Raw genomic sequence first — 16,276 nt, 5'->3', positions numbered from 1 at the left:
GGAATAATCATATTCCAATGCGCGGCCGTAGACAGCAGCTGCGTATACATTTCAATGGCCGATTACTTCCCTACGCTGGTATGATCCAGATCAGGTGCAAAGGGTCCGGAATCTTGCCTGATTCCATCTCAGCCCGCATTACAGGCTCCCCCAGTAACTGTGATAATTTCTATTCACATGAATTGGCGGCTATAACAAACATCCCGCCATCTCTATCAGACTACTTTAAATTTATAGCTTTGGCAACCCTTGTATGATTTCCTTTTGTATTGATTACTGTCACGGAAGCATAAGCCCCATTTCCTTGGCTGCTTCGATCAAAATCGGTGCAAACTCATGCAGCGTCTCGGGCGCAAGTCGACTGACCGGGCCGGATACAGATAAAGCCGCCGTGACCTGTCCCTTTCGGTTCACAATAGGCGCGGCCACAGCCGCAGCTCCTGGCTCACGTTCTTCATAGCTGGTCGCATAGCCCTTCTCACGAATGTCCTGCAGCTGGGCTTTATAAACCTCCGGGTCTACCGAAGGTGGCCATTCTTCACTGCTTAGCAATACCTCCAGCTCCTGCGGTGGCATAAAGGCCGCCAGCACCTTGCTGGAGGCTCCCACAGCCAGCGGCATACGCGCACCCACAGGCGCAACCCTGCGGATCGCCTGATTGCTCTGCACGGCTTGTATGCGAATACGCATGCTTCCATCCCGCAGGTACAAGCTGACCGTTTCCCCTAAGCGATCACGCAGTCCTTCCATTGCAGGCTGTAACAACACCGCCGGCTCATCGCTTTGGGACAGATGCGTGGACAGCTCCCATATGCGAAAACCAAGCCTATATTTTTCCGTTTCGGCATTCCGAACGACAAATCCCCGATCCTCCAGCGTAGTCAAAAGACGATGAACAGTGCTTTTATGTAGACCAATTTGGGAGGCAATCTCCGTTAGACCAAGATCAGATTCTGCGGTAAAACACAGCAGTATATCAAGTGCACGCTCTACAGCGCGGACGGTTAATTTACGGTCTTCCATCGTGAACCGCTCCTCTTGTATCCATATTCGTTTCACACTATGAAACATGGTTACATAAATTATATAGAATAGTCGCGGCTACTGTAAACCGATGTTTTTGTGACAACCATATTACAGAACAAGAACAAACATCGACAATTCTTTGCATCATTTTTACTTTTCCGGTTCAGGCGTTGACTTTGGATAATAGCCATCATACGATAATAGGTATCTATACGGACATACCCTACTATTTTCAAGTGGAATTATACCTAAATTTTATGATTCGAAGATCAATTTTATATAAGGAGGCTCTTACATGATTTCGACATCCCAGCGCAACGCTCAGCTACAGACCGCTGTTCAGGAGCCGTCCACCCCACTCTTTAATCCCCGTATGCTGCGGTTCAAGCACGTTGTGATTGCTCTGCTGCTGTCGGTCGTATTTTTTCTGTTGTTTTGCTTTATTGCCTTGCATGCTTACATCGCCTGGGTGCTTACGAATCCCACCGTCGCACCCTTGTACTCTAATCCGATGCAGGCCAAAGGCATGCCTTATGAAGATGTCAGCTTCCCAGCCAAGGATGGTAGCCGTATCGTACAAGGCTGGTATATCCCGGCGGATCAATCGCGGAAAACCATTATTTTCAGTCATGGTTACGGGGCTAATCGCGAAGAAAGCTGGATTCCTATGTATGATCTGGCGCATTATGCCCACAGTCTGAACTTTAATGTGGTCATGTTTGATTATGGATTCGCGTCACAAAACAGCAAGGCCGTCGCAACCGGAGGTAAGGCGGAATCCCAGCAGCTTCTTGGAGCGATTCAGCTTGCGAAGCAACGCGGCTCGTCGGAAATTATCGTATGGGGCTTTTCTATGGGAGCAGGAACCGCTCTTCAGGCGGGCTTGCAAACCAAGGATGTGGACGCAATGATTTTGGACAGTACCTTCCTGCTGGAGCCAGATACACTGTACCATAACATTCACAATCAAATTAATCTGCCGAGACATCCGTCTTTGGAAATTTTGGAGTTGCTGTTTCCAGTCTTAAACGGCACCAGCTTGCATCAGATTCCATATCAAGAGGTTAAAAAGGAGAACTATCCGTTTCCAATCATGTTTGTGCATGGTACACAGGATGAAAAGGCTCCTTACCCCATTGCGGAAAAGCTTGCTGCCAATCAAACCAACCCGCTTTCCAGTGTATGGATTGTCAAAAACGGGATACATGAGCTTATTTTCAGAGAGCATCCTCGTGAATATTTGCGACGGGTATCGACATTTCTAAGCAGTGTGCAGGAGCTGGAGGACAAGAAAACCACTGCTGCTGCCCATAAACAAACGACTACGAAGTAAGAAATTATTTTCAAAACAAGTAATCATCGCCTTAAAGAAGCCTGCCTATGGACACTTAACCCGTGCCGTAGACGGGCTTCTTTTTTTATTTTCCATGAGTAATTACTGTTCTGCGCAACAGGTATAACCTGATGAAGGAAGTTCATAGACATATTCACGGTGAGACGGCGAATATACTGGGTACATATGCATCCAGGACAGATCTGCTAGATCTGCCGGATAGCCATAGTGGGATACGGGAGGTAAAAACGAATGCTGAGTACTTATGGGTCTTTCCTGCCCTTACGTGTGCTGGAGGAAATTCGTCATTGGAAGCAGCAGGAAAGTTGGCACGTGGAAGTGATTAAATCTGCTACTGAAGGGCTAGAGCCTGCTTATGTGCGGCTGCTGGATGATTGGCGAACCGTATTTGAACAAACGGAACGCACCGCCATCGAGCTGCTCGAAGAGCAACGGAGCGCGCTTGATCCGGCAGAACAGGCATGGCAGCATCAATGGAAAAAAGAGTCGTCTGTTCCTCAAGCACATACACACCAGCTGGATGAATCATCAGCACATTCAAGGGGATCAGACGCATCAGCGACTGGAGAGAAATCGTTGTCTGAATCAGGCTTGAATTCACAGCCTGCCTCACAGGAATTAAATCGTCGATTGGACGATTTGCTGCAAACCGCGAACCGTCAATCACAAGAATATGTACGGCAGCTAGGTTTGCTGACTGAACACAGTCATGCATTGCGTCAACAGCCAAAATCCGCCGGAGTTGTAATACACGCAGCACATGAAAGTCAATATTTCCTGATCTCAACCACTCCCTTTCAAGAGCCCGGCTCCATCGCGCGAGCCGCTGGGCTGTATCATGTAGCGGCAGAGGGTGAGGATTACCCGGAGCAAGCGTTTCGAGAGCGGCATGCCGGCATGAGAGGAGAGGGTTCTGGGGCTACTAAAGGCGTCCAGTCCGGCCAGGCTCAACCTTCGCCAGCAGAAAAGTCCTTAATCGGTCGCCCGGTCCCTATTGGCGGACATCGGCTCCCTCCGCTTCCCTACCCTTATAATGCGCTTGAACCGTACATTGATGAAAAAACGATGCGTATTCACCATGACAAGCATCATTTGAGCTATGTGAATGATCTGAATAAAGCGGAAAAGAAACTGGAAGAAGCCCGAAAAACAGGTGATTTTGACCTCGTAAAGCATTGGGAACGTGAACTGGCATTTAACGGTGCAGGTCATTATCTGCATACTCTTTTTTGGACGATCATGAGCCCTCAAGGCGGTGGAAACCCAAGCGGACCGCTGGCTGAACAGATTAAAAAGGATTTTGGCAGCTACGATGCCTTCAAAAAGCAATTTAGTTCGGCAGCCGAAAAGGTCGAGGGCGGCGGCTGGGCCATTCTGGTGTGGAGTCCGCGCGCCGGGCGGCTTGAAATTTTGCAGGCCGAAAAGCACCAGAACCTGACTCAATGGGAATCTATTCCGCTGCTGGCGATCGATGTGTGGGAACACGCATATTACTTAAAGCATCAGGCTGAACGCAATAAATACATCGAAGATTGGTGGCATGTCGTCAACTGGCCTGAGGTGGAAGCGCGCTACGCTCAAGCCTCCAAGCTGAGATGGCAACCATTCTAAACTAAAATAAACTACACCTGCAAATCGTACCGCTCTCTGAGCGCTGCCATCTGTTCTGCCAATCCTTCCAGTTGCACCAGCGAGCCATCGGCAGGCAAAATGGCCGCCCGACTCTCGACTACACGGCGTAGCGATGCTGTGTACGCCTCGACAGACGGCACTCCGGCCAGCTCTGCCAGGCTGCCCATCGTTGCCGGATTAACCCGGGGATAATCCGGCTGCTGCACGCCTGCCGGTGTATCCCCGGCTGCCTCCCGATAAAACTGCTGCACCGCCTGTGCGCGCTCTGCTCCGTGGCCCTCAATCATCACAAAGGCCGTGATGATATACGCCTTGGCTTGACGCCGCTGCGCAATGCCGCAAAACTTGCGTCCTCGGACACTCACATCGTAATCCCCGGGACAGAAGGACCCGATGATTTCTCCAGTCTGCGCCTCGGCAGACCACGGGGCCAGCGCATCGGCAATCAGCCCTGCCATGAGCCGAAAATCCTCATGCAGGCTGATGGCCCGCTGCGGATTCGGCAGGATCAAGGACAGGTTCAGTACCCCTCTGTCCAGCATGACGGCTGCTCCGCCTGAAGGACGCACGCATACCGACGTTCCTGAACTACGCACTCGCTCCATCGCCTGTGGAGCGTTGGGAAGCCTGCGATCCCGGTGACCAATCACAAGCGCTGCCGGATGCCGCCATACATGCAAAATGGGCGCAGCTCCTTTCCCTACTTGCCGACAAGCCAGCTCCTCCCAAGCCAGCGGAAACAATACGTCTTCCTGAGTAGTCATCAGTGGCGCTTCCAACCATTGCAACTCAGGCAATGCTGTTGTTGTTTCTGTTGAGCTATGTAAATGATCCATACGTTATCCCCTATCTTAAAAATAACTGTTATCCATAGGCTAATCGTAATTTTCAAGGCAGCATGCTGCTATTTTTTTATTTCATCTTCTTCACAGTAGCTATCCCATTGTCACTATTACCGATGTTAACAAAAAAAGGCGGCTACGCCTATGCGTAAACCACCCTTTTTTTATCACTAACCATTGCATTCTGTTCAATTATTCCTTGATCAGGGACAAGAACTCTGCGCGTTGTGCTGCATTATCACGGAACGTACCGCGTACGGCGGACGTTACCGTTTTGCTGCCAGGCTTTTTGACACCTCTGGCACACATGCACAAGTGTTCGCCTTCCACGACCACCATAACTCCGTGAGCGGAGACCGCTTCATTTAGAATATCAGCGATCTGCGAGGTAATACGCTCCTGTACCTGCAATCGGCGGGTCACCGCCTCCACCAAACGGGCTAGCTTGCTTAGTCCTACAATTTTGCCACTGGGTACATAGCCGATATGCACTTTTCCGAAGAAAGGAGCCATATGGTGTTCACACTGACTGTAGTAGACAATATCCTTCACGATTACAAGCTCCTCGTGATTCTCGTCAAATGTCACACCCAGCGCATCCCGTGGATCAACCTCATAACCCGCAAATATTTCCTCATACATGCGCGCAACGCGTGCCGGTGTTTCCAACAAACCTTCACGCTTGGGGTCCTCACCGATCAGTTTTAAAATCTGCTCCACATGGTATTCGATTTTATCCCGGTTATCCGCAGCTTTGCGGTTAATATAATCTTTTACGCCAGCCACAGTAATCCTCCTCTATGCAGCAACCTCATGCGGCATCCGTGCTCACGTTGCTCATTATTTCCGACGGCCCTGATTTTTACGCGCACCAGGCTGATTTTTGGAGAACTGTTGGTTCTTCATCATCTGCTGGGCTTTTTGCATTTGTTTCCCATTCAGGTTGTAGCCCATCTGTTTGGCCATTTTTTGCAGCGTTTCAGGGTCGTTCTGCATCTTTTCAAGCTGTTTGCGAAGATAATAAGCACCGATGAAAAATCCCCCGACCAAGCCAACAATCAGGGTAATAATCGGAATGACAATATTCCACACCACGAAGTCGTCACCTCTGTATATTTATATGAGACATCTTGAATTACACGAACCTATCATAGCAAAACATGGGACAGCTAGCAAATTACTTTTTGCAAACATATGTCCTTATTCCTTCTCCAAATCCAGCAGCTTCATTTTGACTGGCAAGCCTCCGGCATAGCCAACCAAACTACCATTTGCACCCGATACACGGTGGCATGGAAACAGGATAGGCAATGGATTTTTGTTATTGGCTTCGCCGACAGCACGTATCGCCTTGGCTCGTCCAATCGATTCTGCAATATCTTGATAGGACACACTTTGTCCGTACGGAATATTTTGCAGTGCGCGCCATACCTGCTCTTGAAAAGGAGTGCCTCTCAAATCATAGGCTATACTGAATTCCCGTCGTTCTCCCGCAAAATATTCACGCAGTTGTTCTGCAGCTTCGCGCAGCTTTTCCGGCTCCTGTACATAGACATATTCCCCGACCCATGTCCGGGCCCATTGCTGAAGCAATGCTTCCTTCGCATAAAAAGAGCCATAGTCAATTCGGCATAGCCCTCGATCCGTAGCACACAGCGTCAGAGTGCCCACAGGCGTCTCCATTTCGTCATAATAAATCTTAGTTGGACCCTGTGAATCCTCCGTCTTTAATTCAGCAGAAGTTTGCTGCTCTGCCTGCTCTTGTTCCGCTAGCTTGGAATGCGCCTGCGCGATCATTTCGCGTACTTGCTCATGTTGTTCCTTCTCTGATGCTTGCTTGATCGCTGTCATAGCGTTTTCCCCTCCTATTCGACTCAAAGCCCACGCCGCCGTGCCTCGCAGCTCGGGACGCGGATCATCCAATAAAACCTCCGTCAATTTGGGCACCGCGCTAACATCCTTGAAATTTCCAAGACCAATGACTGCATTGCGTTGAATCGGCTTCTTCCCCCGCCAAGCCGCTGCACTTTGACCAAACCGGTCTTTGAATTCGCGATTGCTCAAATCCAGTAATGGTAACAGCAACGGCTTTACAATTTCAGGATCGGGTGTAAGCTCGGGATGATGATCCCAGTTAAGGCCTCGATTTTTGGGACATACGATTTGGCACGTATCACATCCATACAGCCGATTCCCTATTTTCAGCATAAACTCCTCGTCCAAAAAGCCCTTGGTTTGCGTTAAAAAGGATACACACCGCTGGGCATTCAGCTGTCCCGGACCTACAAGCGCACCGGTAGGACATGCATCCAAACATTTGGTGCACTCTCCGCAACCATCCGTAACCGGTTCATCGGGCTGGAAGGGAATGTTCGTCAACAGCTCCCCAAGATAAATCCATGACCCCAGTGTCGGTGAAATCATCATCGTATTTTTGCCGCTAAAGCCAATTCCTGCGCGTTCCGCAACGGCTCGGTCCGACAATTCTCCGGTATCCACCATGTTTTTCAACAGTGCATCAGGTACCCGCTCACTTATAAAAGCCTCAAGCTTTTCCATCGCTTCGCGCAGTACCAGATGATAATCTTTGCCCCAGGCTGAACGCGCCATAATACCACGGTATTTGCCCTTGTCCGACTTCGGCGGGTCCTTCATTTTCGAAGGATACGCCACCGCAATGGCAATCAGGGATGCGGGCTGCGAGCCATACAGCTCTGGATAGATACGCTTATCAATATCAGGCTCCTCAAAGCCGGATTCATAGCCTTTAGCACGGTGCTCTTCCAATATAGCTTTCAGAGACAGAAAGGGATCGGCGGATGCGAACCCGATGGAATCAATCCCCAGCCCTGGAGCTGCCTCAATAATTTCCTGCTTGAGCGAAGCCCAAGTCGAAGCCGTTCCGGTCGCCGTCCGAGTTAGTTCGCGTTGCATCCGATACTCACCTCTCTTTCACAATTCTTCGTGACAGATAGGAGAATGATGTATCATTCTCCTATCTCAAATTTCAACAGAAAATAGCAGCAGATGCTACCGTAAATTTTTAACAGCACTCGTCGCCAGAAAATCACAGCGATTATTCAGTTCGTTGTCACTGTGGCCCTTCACCTTCACATATTCAACCTCATGCTTACCCATTAGTGCCCATAGTTCTTCCCAAAGTTCCTTGTTCTCCACCGGCTGATTTTTACTGTTGCGCCAGCCATTACGGAGCCAATTCTTAATCCAGCCTTGTTTGAAGCAATTGACGACATAGGCAGAGTCACTGTGTACTTTTACACGGCACGGCTCCTTGAGCAGCTTCAGCGCTTCAATCACCGACTTGATCTCCATGCGGTTGTTTGTCGTCATCTTTTCGGCACCCGACAGCTCCTTACGATGCTCTCCATACAGCAAAACAATCCCCCAGCCCCCTGGGCCCGGGTTCCCCGAACAAGCACCGTCGGTATAAACCATCACTTCTTTCATCGTCCTCTTCCTTTCCTGATTGGGAATCGCTGATCCGTTGTAGCTCTGATCGGGTCGCACGTATTCCGCATTGATTTCAGACTCATAACTGCTCTATAGCCACTTCCACTCCGAGATCGGCCAAAATATAAACTCTGCACGTCCCAGTAAATCTTCAGACTTAACGCTGCCAAAGTACCGGCTATCCTTGCTTGCAGCCGTATGGCGATTATCTCCCATGACAAAGAAGTGTTCTGGCTCCACCGTAAAAGGACCGTAATCACCATCCTCCACGTCCGAGTTGGTGTACGGTTCATTTAGCAGCTCACCGTTTACATATAAATGATTATGCTCAATCCGAATGACATCTCCGGGAATACCTATGACTCTTTTCACTAAAAATCTTGGGCTGGACAGTTTGGAATCGGGATCTTTTAAAATCACAATGTCCCCTCTTCCCGGATCATGAAAATTATAAACCAGCTTGTTAACGAACAAATGCTGGCTTTCCATTAGCGTCGGCTGCATCGAATGTCCTCTGACCGTAGACAAGTTAAATACAAACAGGTTCAGAAGCAGTAAGACAACCATCGCGATCAGCAGAGTGACTAACCAATCGCGGATGTAACCAGAGCGACCTGCCTGTTTGGACGTTTCCGGTGAAGGAAGCGGGTCTGACGAAGGAGCCAAAGCGTCCATAATTAACCTCCTCAACCCTGTTATAAATAGAAAAGCATATCCCGTACCCGATTGCAACGGTTACTCAGATATGCTCTAAATGTAAATATTATACTTCGTTTCTGTATATCGAATACCGATTAATGAGGTGCCAAAATACTCAGCTTCTGAAACGCCTGTAAAATCTGGCTTGCTCCGTAGCCCATAGCTTCGTACAACGGCATGGCCGCACTGTTATGCTTGTCCCCTGCTACCCAAATACGGCTAACCTTACGTTGCTGAAAACGCTGCTCCATGGACTCCACAAGCGATTTCCCGATTCCCATCCGACGATGATCCGGGTGAATAGCAATACGATAATAACAACCATGATTCTGATCAATCGTGCCAATCAGGGCACCAACGATCTCTCCCTCTTCTTCGGCAACGACGATCAAACCGGAATCCCACGAAAGCTGACGGGCAAAAGCACCCACCGTCTCTTTGTAGCACTCCTCTGACAAGGCAATTTGCATGAGTTCCGTTACTGAATTCACATCACTTAATTGAAAGGAACGAACGTGCATAAGTAATATCTCCCTTTTCGTAAGCATAATAAAAAAATTGAGACAGCACCGTCATTTTTACATAAATCCATAAAGCGCTTATCATGGTGTTAATCACAAGGCATTATGATAAAAATGCATACGATCTGCTATATATGAAATGAAGAACAGGAAAAGGGTGTGTGCCCTCAAGTTCGTCATGTCATAGACATGACAGCTTATAGCAGACGACAAAAAAGCCCAAAATTCTGCTTCCTTGACCATTAAACCATACTTTTTGACGGAATACATCCTTTTTTCTCATGTAAGCGCTGTATATAAAGCGTTTACATTTTTAAGGGGCAAATTTACCTCTTATTACCTATGTATTACGTATTCCAATCGGGTTTTTGGACATGCTAGCTACCAGGCCCTATTGCTCAGTTTGGTATTTTACAAACAAAAATGTTGAAAAAATAGGCCGAATGCGGTTTAATATAACTATCGAGGGTATTATTACATAGGAACACTTACCCAACCATATAACCAGGAGGGATTTTATTATGGCATTTCAATTACCAGAACTTCCTTACGCAAAAGACGCACTGGAACCACACTTTGATGCACTGACAATGGAAATTCACCATGATCGTCACCATAACACATATGTTACGAACTTAAATGCAGCTCTGGAGAGCGCTCCTGAACTGCAAAGCAAAAGCCTGGAGGATCTGATCTCCAATCTGGACAGCGTTCCTGAAAGCATCCGCACTGCGGTTCGCAATAACGGTGGTGGACACCACAACCACAGCCTGTTCTGGGAAGTTATCGCTCCTAACGGCGGTGGACAGCCAACAGGTGCAATTGCTGAAGCCATCAACAACGAACTGGGCGGCTATGACAAATTTAAAGAAGACTTCACTAAAGCAGCTACAACTCGTTTTGGTAGCGGCTGGGCTTGGCTGGTTGTCGGCAAAGACGGCAAATTGGCGATCACTAGCACTCCAAACCAAGATAGCCCGCTGTTCGAAGGTCTGACTCCGGTGCTTGGATTGGATGTTTGGGAGCATGCTTACTACCTGAAATATCAAAACAAACGCCCAGACTACATTGCAGCTTTCTACAATGTAATCAACTGGGATGAAGTCAACAAACGTTACGCAGCTGCAAAGAAATAAGCCAGTAGCAACATTCTTATCCTGAATCACGAGGGCTGTCTCAAAAGTAGATTTTCTACGAATGAGACAGCCCTTTTGGCATTCTGTGGTAAACTGGTGGAAACCATTTTTTATTACAGTCCCTGGAGGGTAATGGATGCAGACTTTTTTTCGTTACAATTGGATGATTCGGGAACAATGGTACCGCTGGTGTGAAGAGGTGCCGCAGGAGGAACTGCTGAAAGAACGCATCGGCGGGGTTGGCGGAATTCTAAAAACGCTCTTTCATATCGTTGATGTAGAATGGAGCTGGATTCAAATCATTCAAGGCAAACCTGATTTTCAGGAAGACTTCTCTCAGTATAATACGCTGAATAAAGTCCGCGTGCTGGATGCAAAGTTTCGACTCGATGTAGAGCCGTTCGTACTCGCCTGGCATGAAGGTCTGGAACGAAAAAGGTTTGAAGATCACCTCCCGGACGGCAGAATTGCGATTGATGCCTGGGGTGAGGTAATGCGCCATGTCATTGCCCACCAGATTCATCATATCGGGCAGTTATCCGTATGGTCGCGCGAGCTTGGCAAGCCTCCGGTATCAGCCAATGTGATCGGCAAAGGGCTGATTGAGAGCGATCCCTCCATATAAGTACGATATCCGCAAATAAAAAGGAGTAGAAAGAGCCTGCAAGCTCTTTCTACTCCTTTTTATTCATAAACTTCGATTCATTCCTTAAGATATTACTTTTGACCTCTTGCTCTTGATCATACCGTAAGCCAATGTAAATAATGCTCCGCATAACAGGGCAATCAGATGAGCGACAAGATAATTGATATGACCGTGGTTATCTGATGCTGCAATTGCAAAGCCAGGAAGAGCCGTGGTTCCGAATCCTATGGCTGTCAGCTTGCTTAAATATACATATGCCCCTGCAACCATTCCTCCAAGGCAACCAGCAATTAAAGGGAATTTATACTTTAAAGTGACCCCGAAGATGGCTGGTTCCGAGATTCCAAAAAGTACAGACCCGAATGCAGAGTAACCCAGTTCTTTAACCTTGGTGTCTTTGCGATTCAAAAGAACATACCCCAAAACGGCGCCCCCTTGAGCCATCAAAGCTACCGATGCCAATGGATTGATAAAATTTCTGCCTGTATCGGTTAACAACTGTGCTTCTACCGCGCCCATAACATGGTGCAAACCCGTAATAACGATGATCTGCTGAATACCTGCAAAAAACATAAAGCCGAATATCCCTAGGTTTTGCGTCATCCAGAGCAACGAAACAGTCACCAGACTGGCCAACTCTCTCCCAAGAGGACCGATAATGGTAAACAGAAGCAGGGAAGAAACAAAGACCGTCAGCAAAGGGGCCAAAAATAGTTTAATCATGTCTGGAACCTTTTTGTTAAAAAACTGATCCAACTTGGCTACCACATATCCCATCATTAGAGCAATAATAATACCGCCCTGGAAGCCAACCAACTGTACGGGAAGCCCGAAAAGACTGATCGATTCCGGATTTTGGCTTCCTTTAGCTACCTCAAAAGCATCCGCCAAGGCCGGATGAAGCATAATCGCACCTAGCACAAGCCCGAGAATTGGACGACCACCGTATCTCTTGGTTGCAGAATACACAACAAGCAGCGGGAGGATGGTGAAAATCCCTGTGGAAACGATCTGAACAAAGCGATTGATCCCTTGGAAAATTGGATACATCTCCACAATCGATTTAGGGCCGAATAGCCCCTTTTGACCTAGAAGACCGGTTATCCCCATTAACAATGCGGCGGCAAGAATTCCAGGCATGATCTCAATGAAGACATCTGACAGGGATTTAATCGCTTTCTGAAAAGGATTTTGCTTTTGTGCGGACTTCGATTTGACATCACTTAATGACATATCTTCCGTTCCAGTCAGTTTGGAGAACACAGCATAGATATTATTGACCAACCCTGCTCCAAAAATGATCTGCAGTTGATCCCCTGCTATGAAAACACCTTTAACCAGATCAATATCTTCAATCTTCTTTAATTCCGCTTTTTCATTGTCCTCAAGGACAATTCTTAGTCTTGTGGCACAATGGGCCACACCGATAATGTTCTCTTCACCACCGATATATTTTAAAATTTCTTGAGATATTTGCTTATACTGCTTTTCTTTTGCTTCCATCTAGTAAAACCTCCTCTAGCTGAATCAGATGTCCTCTTTAACAAATCTCCAGAACATGCCTAAAAAGTCCTGCTTCACCCTGGCAAGCGTTATGCCAACATGCATTAATTCATCACCACCGAACAGCTCACCCGTTTCTATATTTCTGTAAACGTAGTCTGGATTCAGACCTTTGAATTTTAACGTTTTAATCGCAGCAGCCGGTTGGGATAAAACCTTGAAATAGCTGGCCGCCATTTCCGTTTGATCCTCTGACACAAAGCTCCATGCGGCTTCATTTTCATCAAATGGATTAATAATTCTGTAAAACTTTCCAAACTGAATGAGCGATCTCATTTCTTTATACAGAGCTATCTGTTGTTTTACCACTTCTTTTTCTTCAACGGTTAATACCGTCAGATCCAGCTCATATCCTAAATTCCCGGCCATGGCGACATAACCTCTGGTCTCCAATGGAGTTATTCTGCCCACTTGATGGTTAGGTACCGTGGAGACGTGTGCGCCCATCGTAATCGGAGGGTAGACAAGACTTGTTCCCCATTGAATTTTCAGTCGGCAAATGGCATCCGTATTATCACTTGTCCAGGTCTGAGGCATGTAATAGAGCATACCGGCATCAAAACGGCCTCCTCCACTAGAGCAGCTCTCGAATAAGACATGAGGAAACTTCGATGTAAGCTCTTCCATAACACTGTAGAGCCCCAGAATATAACGATGCGCCGTCTCCCTTTGTCTTTCAGGTGGTAAAGCGGCCGAACCCACATCTGTCATGTGACGATTCATGTCCCATTTCACATAAGTAATTGGAACATCCGATAAAATGTCGGAAACCGACTTAACGATGTACTCACACACTTCCTTCCTCGATAAATCCAACATAAGCTGATTTCTGCCCAACGTATACGGACGATCAGGGACATGGATACACCAATCGGGATGCTTTCTGTATAAATCGCTGTCTATGGATACCATTTCAGGTTCAAACCACAAGCCAAACTCCATACCCAAATTTCGAATGCGGTTGGCAAGATCCGGCAAGCCATCTGGAAGTTTGCGACGATCCACCACCCAATCGCCTAATGAAGTATTGTCATCATCACGCTTTCCAAACCATCCATCATCCAATACAAACAGCTCCACTCCTACACTTTGAGCTTCCTTGGCCAACTGCTCAATCTTGTCGGCATCAAAGTCAAAATAGGTGGCTTCCCAGTTATTAATCAGGATCGGCCGCTCCTTGTCACGAAATGGTCCACGACATAATCTGTTCCTGTATAAATCATGATAAATTCTCGACATACCACCCAAGCCATTTTCGGTGTATACCATGACGACTTCTGGCGTTTGGAAGGATTCCTCTGGTTCAAGCAACCATGTAAAATCAAAAGGATTAATCCCCATCGTAACTCTAGTGTTCCGATAGGAATCAACCTGAGTCTGGGCCGTAAAGTTCCCGCTGTACACCAGATTAAAGGCGTACACTTCGCCCTGTTCTTCATCTGTTCCTTCCCTTACAAGTGCCATAAAGGGTGCTTGTTGAGGGCTGCTGGCTCCGCGGCAGCTGTCTACCATTTGAATCCCGGGTAAAATTTTTCGTCTTGCTATATTTTTTTCATTATTATGCGCACCGTACAAGGTAATGAGTTCGTACTCATCATCACGAAAATCCACACTAGCACTTAATGCTCTAAGCAACTTTAGCTGCTGCTGACCTTCATTATCGAAACGGACTGAACGGGTAATGACATCCCCTTTTTGATATAGGCTATAGGATAGTACAACCCTTACATCAATTAATGGGTCTTCAAGGATGATTTCCAGTGTTTCTACTTCGCCATCATCCTCCGCATACGTAGAAGGAAGCCCTTTCAATTTTGGTTTGCCTTGGTAAACCCGATGTTCTTTATACCGAAAATCTGTCACTGTAGAACCATTCTCCAATTGAAGCTGATACGCAGGAATCCTGAAGTCACTATTTCCAAATGACGGGTATTCCTGTGGGATGGTATCCAGTGAAAAGGCTCGATCCGCCCCATCGGGATTAGGTGAAAATCCTCTATCCATGAAGATGATTTTGTTGCTCCCCCGATAGGTCTGAATTCTCTTCCCCCAATACAGATGAGCTAAATAACCATCACGTATAACCTGCATGACATAACTCGTATTGCTGCCTTGTAAATGGAATAAAAGCTTCTCTTTATCAATGTATATAGCCATAGTAACCCCCTTGTAGCGCCAATAGTAATATTTTCAAAAAATATAAATTATGTTGTTTCCTTGTTTCTTACACCCTAATAATAATTGAATAGTTTTAATAATTATATGGAATAATGTAGACTCTATATGAAACGGTGTGATAATATGCAGAGATGAATTAAGAGGTGAAACCAAATGAGTTCGCATTTTTCCAATCATTCCTATAACAACCTGGATCTTAATTTATACACATGTGGCAAAGAAAGCTGTACCAGCAAACACTCTTATGGTCCAGCCATTCGAAGCGGGTATATGGTGCATTTTATTTTAAAAGGAAAAGGGATCTTTAAAGTCAACGATAAAATCTATCATTTGGAGAAAAACGATGCTTTCTTTATTGAGCCGAAGGTTTTAATTTACTACGAAGCGGATGAAGTCGACCCGTGGGAATATGCCTGGATCGGTTTTAATGGGGTGCAAGCCAAAGAATATCTAAGCCGAACCTGTATCAATAGGGATAATCCCATTTTCCAGTTCGAAGCCGAGGGCAGCCTTGCCCTCTGTATGGAGAGCATCGTCGTTTCTTCTACGCTGAAATCCAACAAAGACCTGCTGCTTGCATCCAAGTTGTATGAATTTCTATATCTGATGTTTGAACTTTATCCTAATCAGGAAGTCAACAATGAGGTAAGACAGCAGCGGTATATTAAAGAAGCGCTTCTCTTTATTCAGCAAAACTATTCACATTTCATTACCGTAAGTGACATTGCCAAGTACATTTCAATTGACCGTTCGTATTTGCATCGTTTATTCAAACAGCAACTCAATAAGTCACCGCAGGAATTTTTATTGCATTTGAGGATTGAAAAATCATGCTCCCTATTAAAAAATACTTCCCTTAAAATCGGAGATATTGCTCGGTCTGTAGGGTATAAAGATGTACTCCTATTCTCCAAGATGTTCAAAACGGTCAACAAATTGACCCCATCCGAATACCGAAAACATCACCAGAAATAACACGCTTTGTTCGTAACTAAGTTAGGCATTTTCATTCCAGAAACAAAAAAATAGCGGCAGCATGGAGTAACCTTAAGTCCATACTGCCGCTATTTTCAAAAGAAAATAAAGTTCTAGACTAAAAAATAAAGTATTAGATTGACGTTGCTTCATTAGGCTATACCAGCTAATAGCTTGTCAAGATTACCAGTAAAGTGATTCTAAATCATGTGGTATAGTTAAAATGAGCATGC

At 46.5% G+C, this 16,276-nt stretch carries 15 protein-coding genes and 1 riboswitch; of the genes, 5 read left to right on the top strand and 10 right to left on the bottom strand.

Going from position 1 to position 16,276, the window contains the following annotated elements; all coding sequences use genetic code 11:
• Positions 1 to 50: 50 nt before the first annotated feature.
• Positions 51 to 162: riboswitch (TPP riboswitch) on the bottom strand.
• A 117-nt stretch (positions 163 to 279) separates the two neighbouring features.
• Positions 280 to 1,023: an IclR family transcriptional regulator gene (locus HFD99_RS23615; RefSeq protein ID WP_016819332.1), complete on the bottom strand. Its 744-nt coding sequence runs from the start codon at positions 1,021 to 1,023 to the stop codon at positions 280 to 282.
• Between the two features lie 298 nt (positions 1,024 to 1,321).
• Here HFD99_RS23615 and HFD99_RS23610 point away from each other — a divergent pair, with 298 nt between their 5' ends.
• Both HFD99_RS23610 and HFD99_RS23605 read left to right on the top strand, forming a co-directional pair.
• A complete protein-coding gene (locus HFD99_RS23610; RefSeq protein WP_017428436.1) occupies positions 1,322 to 2,359 on the top strand; it encodes an alpha/beta hydrolase in 1,038 nt (345 codons plus the stop codon).
• A 252-nt stretch (positions 2,360 to 2,611) separates the two neighbouring features.
• Positions 2,612 to 3,991 (top strand): Fe-Mn family superoxide dismutase, encoded by a 1,380-nt coding sequence (locus tag HFD99_RS23605; protein ID WP_031462869.1) that lies wholly within the window; start codon positions 2,612 to 2,614, stop codon positions 3,989 to 3,991.
• Positions 3,992 to 4,002: 11 nt separating this feature from the next.
• Here HFD99_RS23605 and HFD99_RS23600 read toward each other — a convergent pair whose 3' ends face one another.
• From HFD99_RS23600 to HFD99_RS23570, 7 genes are all read right to left on the bottom strand, one after another.
• Positions 4,003 to 4,848 (bottom strand): lipoate--protein ligase family protein, encoded by an 846-nt coding sequence (locus tag HFD99_RS23600; protein ID WP_031462868.1) that lies wholly within the window; start codon positions 4,846 to 4,848, stop codon positions 4,003 to 4,005.
• A 198-nt stretch (positions 4,849 to 5,046) separates the two neighbouring features.
• Positions 5,047 to 5,640 carry a GTP cyclohydrolase I FolE gene (gene folE / locus HFD99_RS23595; protein WP_013369415.1) on the bottom strand — a complete coding sequence of 198 codons (594 nt, stop codon included), beginning with the start codon at positions 5,638 to 5,640 and terminating at the stop codon, positions 5,047 to 5,049.
• Between the two features lie 54 nt (positions 5,641 to 5,694).
• On the bottom strand, positions 5,695 to 5,949 hold the full coding sequence (locus HFD99_RS23590) for a YneF family protein (RefSeq protein ID WP_013369414.1): 255 nt from the start codon (positions 5,947 to 5,949) through the stop codon (positions 5,695 to 5,697).
• A gap of 105 nt (positions 5,950 to 6,054) precedes the next feature.
• A complete protein-coding gene (gene queG, locus HFD99_RS23585) occupies positions 6,055 to 7,788 on the bottom strand; it encodes a tRNA epoxyqueuosine(34) reductase QueG (RefSeq protein ID WP_025364019.1) in 1,734 nt (577 codons plus the stop codon).
• Positions 7,789 to 7,884: 96 nt separating this feature from the next.
• A complete protein-coding gene (gene rnhA, locus HFD99_RS23580; protein ID WP_016819337.1) occupies positions 7,885 to 8,322 on the bottom strand; it encodes a ribonuclease HI in 438 nt (145 codons plus the stop codon).
• A gap of 93 nt (positions 8,323 to 8,415) precedes the next feature.
• Positions 8,416 to 9,000 (bottom strand): signal peptidase I, encoded by a 585-nt coding sequence (gene lepB / locus HFD99_RS23575; RefSeq protein ID WP_016819338.1) that lies wholly within the window; start codon positions 8,998 to 9,000, stop codon positions 8,416 to 8,418.
• Positions 9,001 to 9,119: 119 nt separating this feature from the next.
• On the bottom strand, positions 9,120 to 9,545 hold the full coding sequence (locus tag HFD99_RS23570; protein WP_013369410.1) for a GNAT family N-acetyltransferase: 426 nt from the start codon (positions 9,543 to 9,545) through the stop codon (positions 9,120 to 9,122).
• A 521-nt stretch (positions 9,546 to 10,066) separates the two neighbouring features.
• On the opposite strand from HFD99_RS23570, the gene HFD99_RS23565 reads away from it, so the two are divergent.
• Both HFD99_RS23565 and HFD99_RS23560 read left to right on the top strand, forming a co-directional pair.
• The gene (locus HFD99_RS23565) at positions 10,067 to 10,681 is read left to right on the top strand and encodes a superoxide dismutase (RefSeq protein ID WP_016819339.1); all 615 of its coding nucleotides are present in this window, start codon (positions 10,067 to 10,069) and stop codon (positions 10,679 to 10,681) included.
• A gap of 136 nt (positions 10,682 to 10,817) precedes the next feature.
• Positions 10,818 to 11,306 (top strand): DinB family protein, encoded by a 489-nt coding sequence (locus HFD99_RS23560; RefSeq protein WP_025364018.1) that lies wholly within the window; start codon positions 10,818 to 10,820, stop codon positions 11,304 to 11,306.
• Positions 11,307 to 11,390: 84 nt separating this feature from the next.
• On the opposite strand, the gene HFD99_RS23555 is transcribed toward HFD99_RS23560, so the two are convergent.
• Both HFD99_RS23555 and HFD99_RS23550 read right to left on the bottom strand, forming a co-directional pair.
• Entirely contained in the window at positions 11,391 to 12,830 is a 1,440-nt protein-coding gene (locus HFD99_RS23555; RefSeq protein WP_025364017.1) for a PTS transporter subunit EIIC, read from the bottom strand.
• Positions 12,831 to 12,854: 24 nt separating this feature from the next.
• A complete protein-coding gene (locus tag HFD99_RS23550; RefSeq protein WP_025364016.1) occupies positions 12,855 to 15,047 on the bottom strand; it encodes an alpha-galactosidase in 2,193 nt (730 codons plus the stop codon).
• Between the two features lie 174 nt (positions 15,048 to 15,221).
• Between HFD99_RS23550 and HFD99_RS23545 the strand changes: the two genes are divergently transcribed.
• Positions 15,222 to 16,043, top strand: coding sequence for an AraC family transcriptional regulator (locus HFD99_RS23545; protein ID WP_025364015.1), 822 nt, complete (start codon positions 15,222 to 15,224; stop codon positions 16,041 to 16,043).
• Positions 16,044 to 16,276 lie beyond the last annotated feature (233 nt).

This window comes from Paenibacillus sp. EKM301P (genome assembly GCF_011800295.1).
GTDB classification, from domain to species: Bacteria; Bacillota; Bacilli; order Paenibacillales; family Paenibacillaceae; genus Paenibacillus; species Paenibacillus polymyxa.
Note: the sequence above shows the minus strand (reverse complement) of the source record. Positions and strands in the feature narration are given on the sequence as shown.

Excerpts from the sequence above, each read along its gene's own strand:
- HFD99_RS23550 (WP_025364016.1), bottom strand. The coding sequence starts at position 15,047 with ATGGCTATATACATTGATAAAGAGAAGCTTTTATTCCATTTACAAGGC.
- HFD99_RS23560 (WP_025364018.1), top strand. The coding sequence starts at position 10,818 with ATGCAGACTTTTTTTCGTTACAATTGGATGATTCGGGAACAATGGTAC.
- lepB (WP_016819338.1), bottom strand. The coding sequence starts at position 9,000 with ATGGACGCTTTGGCTCCTTCGTCAGACCCGCTTCCTTCACCGGAAACG.
- HFD99_RS23600 (WP_031462868.1), bottom strand. The coding sequence starts at position 4,848 with ATGGATCATTTACATAGCTCAACAGAAACAACAACAGCATTGCCTGAG.
- HFD99_RS23565 (WP_016819339.1), top strand. The coding sequence starts at position 10,067 with ATGGCATTTCAATTACCAGAACTTCCTTACGCAAAAGACGCACTGGAA.
- HFD99_RS23570 (WP_013369410.1), bottom strand. The coding sequence starts at position 9,545 with ATGCACGTTCGTTCCTTTCAATTAAGTGATGTGAATTCAGTAACGGAA.
- HFD99_RS23605 (WP_031462869.1), top strand. The coding sequence starts at position 2,612 with ATGCTGAGTACTTATGGGTCTTTCCTGCCCTTACGTGTGCTGGAGGAA.
- HFD99_RS23615 (WP_016819332.1), bottom strand. The coding sequence starts at position 1,023 with ATGGAAGACCGTAAATTAACCGTCCGCGCTGTAGAGCGTGCACTTGAT.
- HFD99_RS23555 (WP_025364017.1), bottom strand. The coding sequence starts at position 12,830 with ATGGAAGCAAAAGAAAAGCAGTATAAGCAAATATCTCAAGAAATTTTA.
- queG (WP_025364019.1), bottom strand. The coding sequence starts at position 7,788 with ATGCAACGCGAACTAACTCGGACGGCGACCGGAACGGCTTCGACTTGG.
- HFD99_RS23545 (WP_025364015.1), top strand. The coding sequence starts at position 15,222 with ATGAGTTCGCATTTTTCCAATCATTCCTATAACAACCTGGATCTTAAT.
- HFD99_RS23610 (WP_017428436.1), top strand. The coding sequence starts at position 1,322 with ATGATTTCGACATCCCAGCGCAACGCTCAGCTACAGACCGCTGTTCAG.
- rnhA (WP_016819337.1), bottom strand. The coding sequence starts at position 8,322 with ATGAAAGAAGTGATGGTTTATACCGACGGTGCTTGTTCGGGGAACCCG.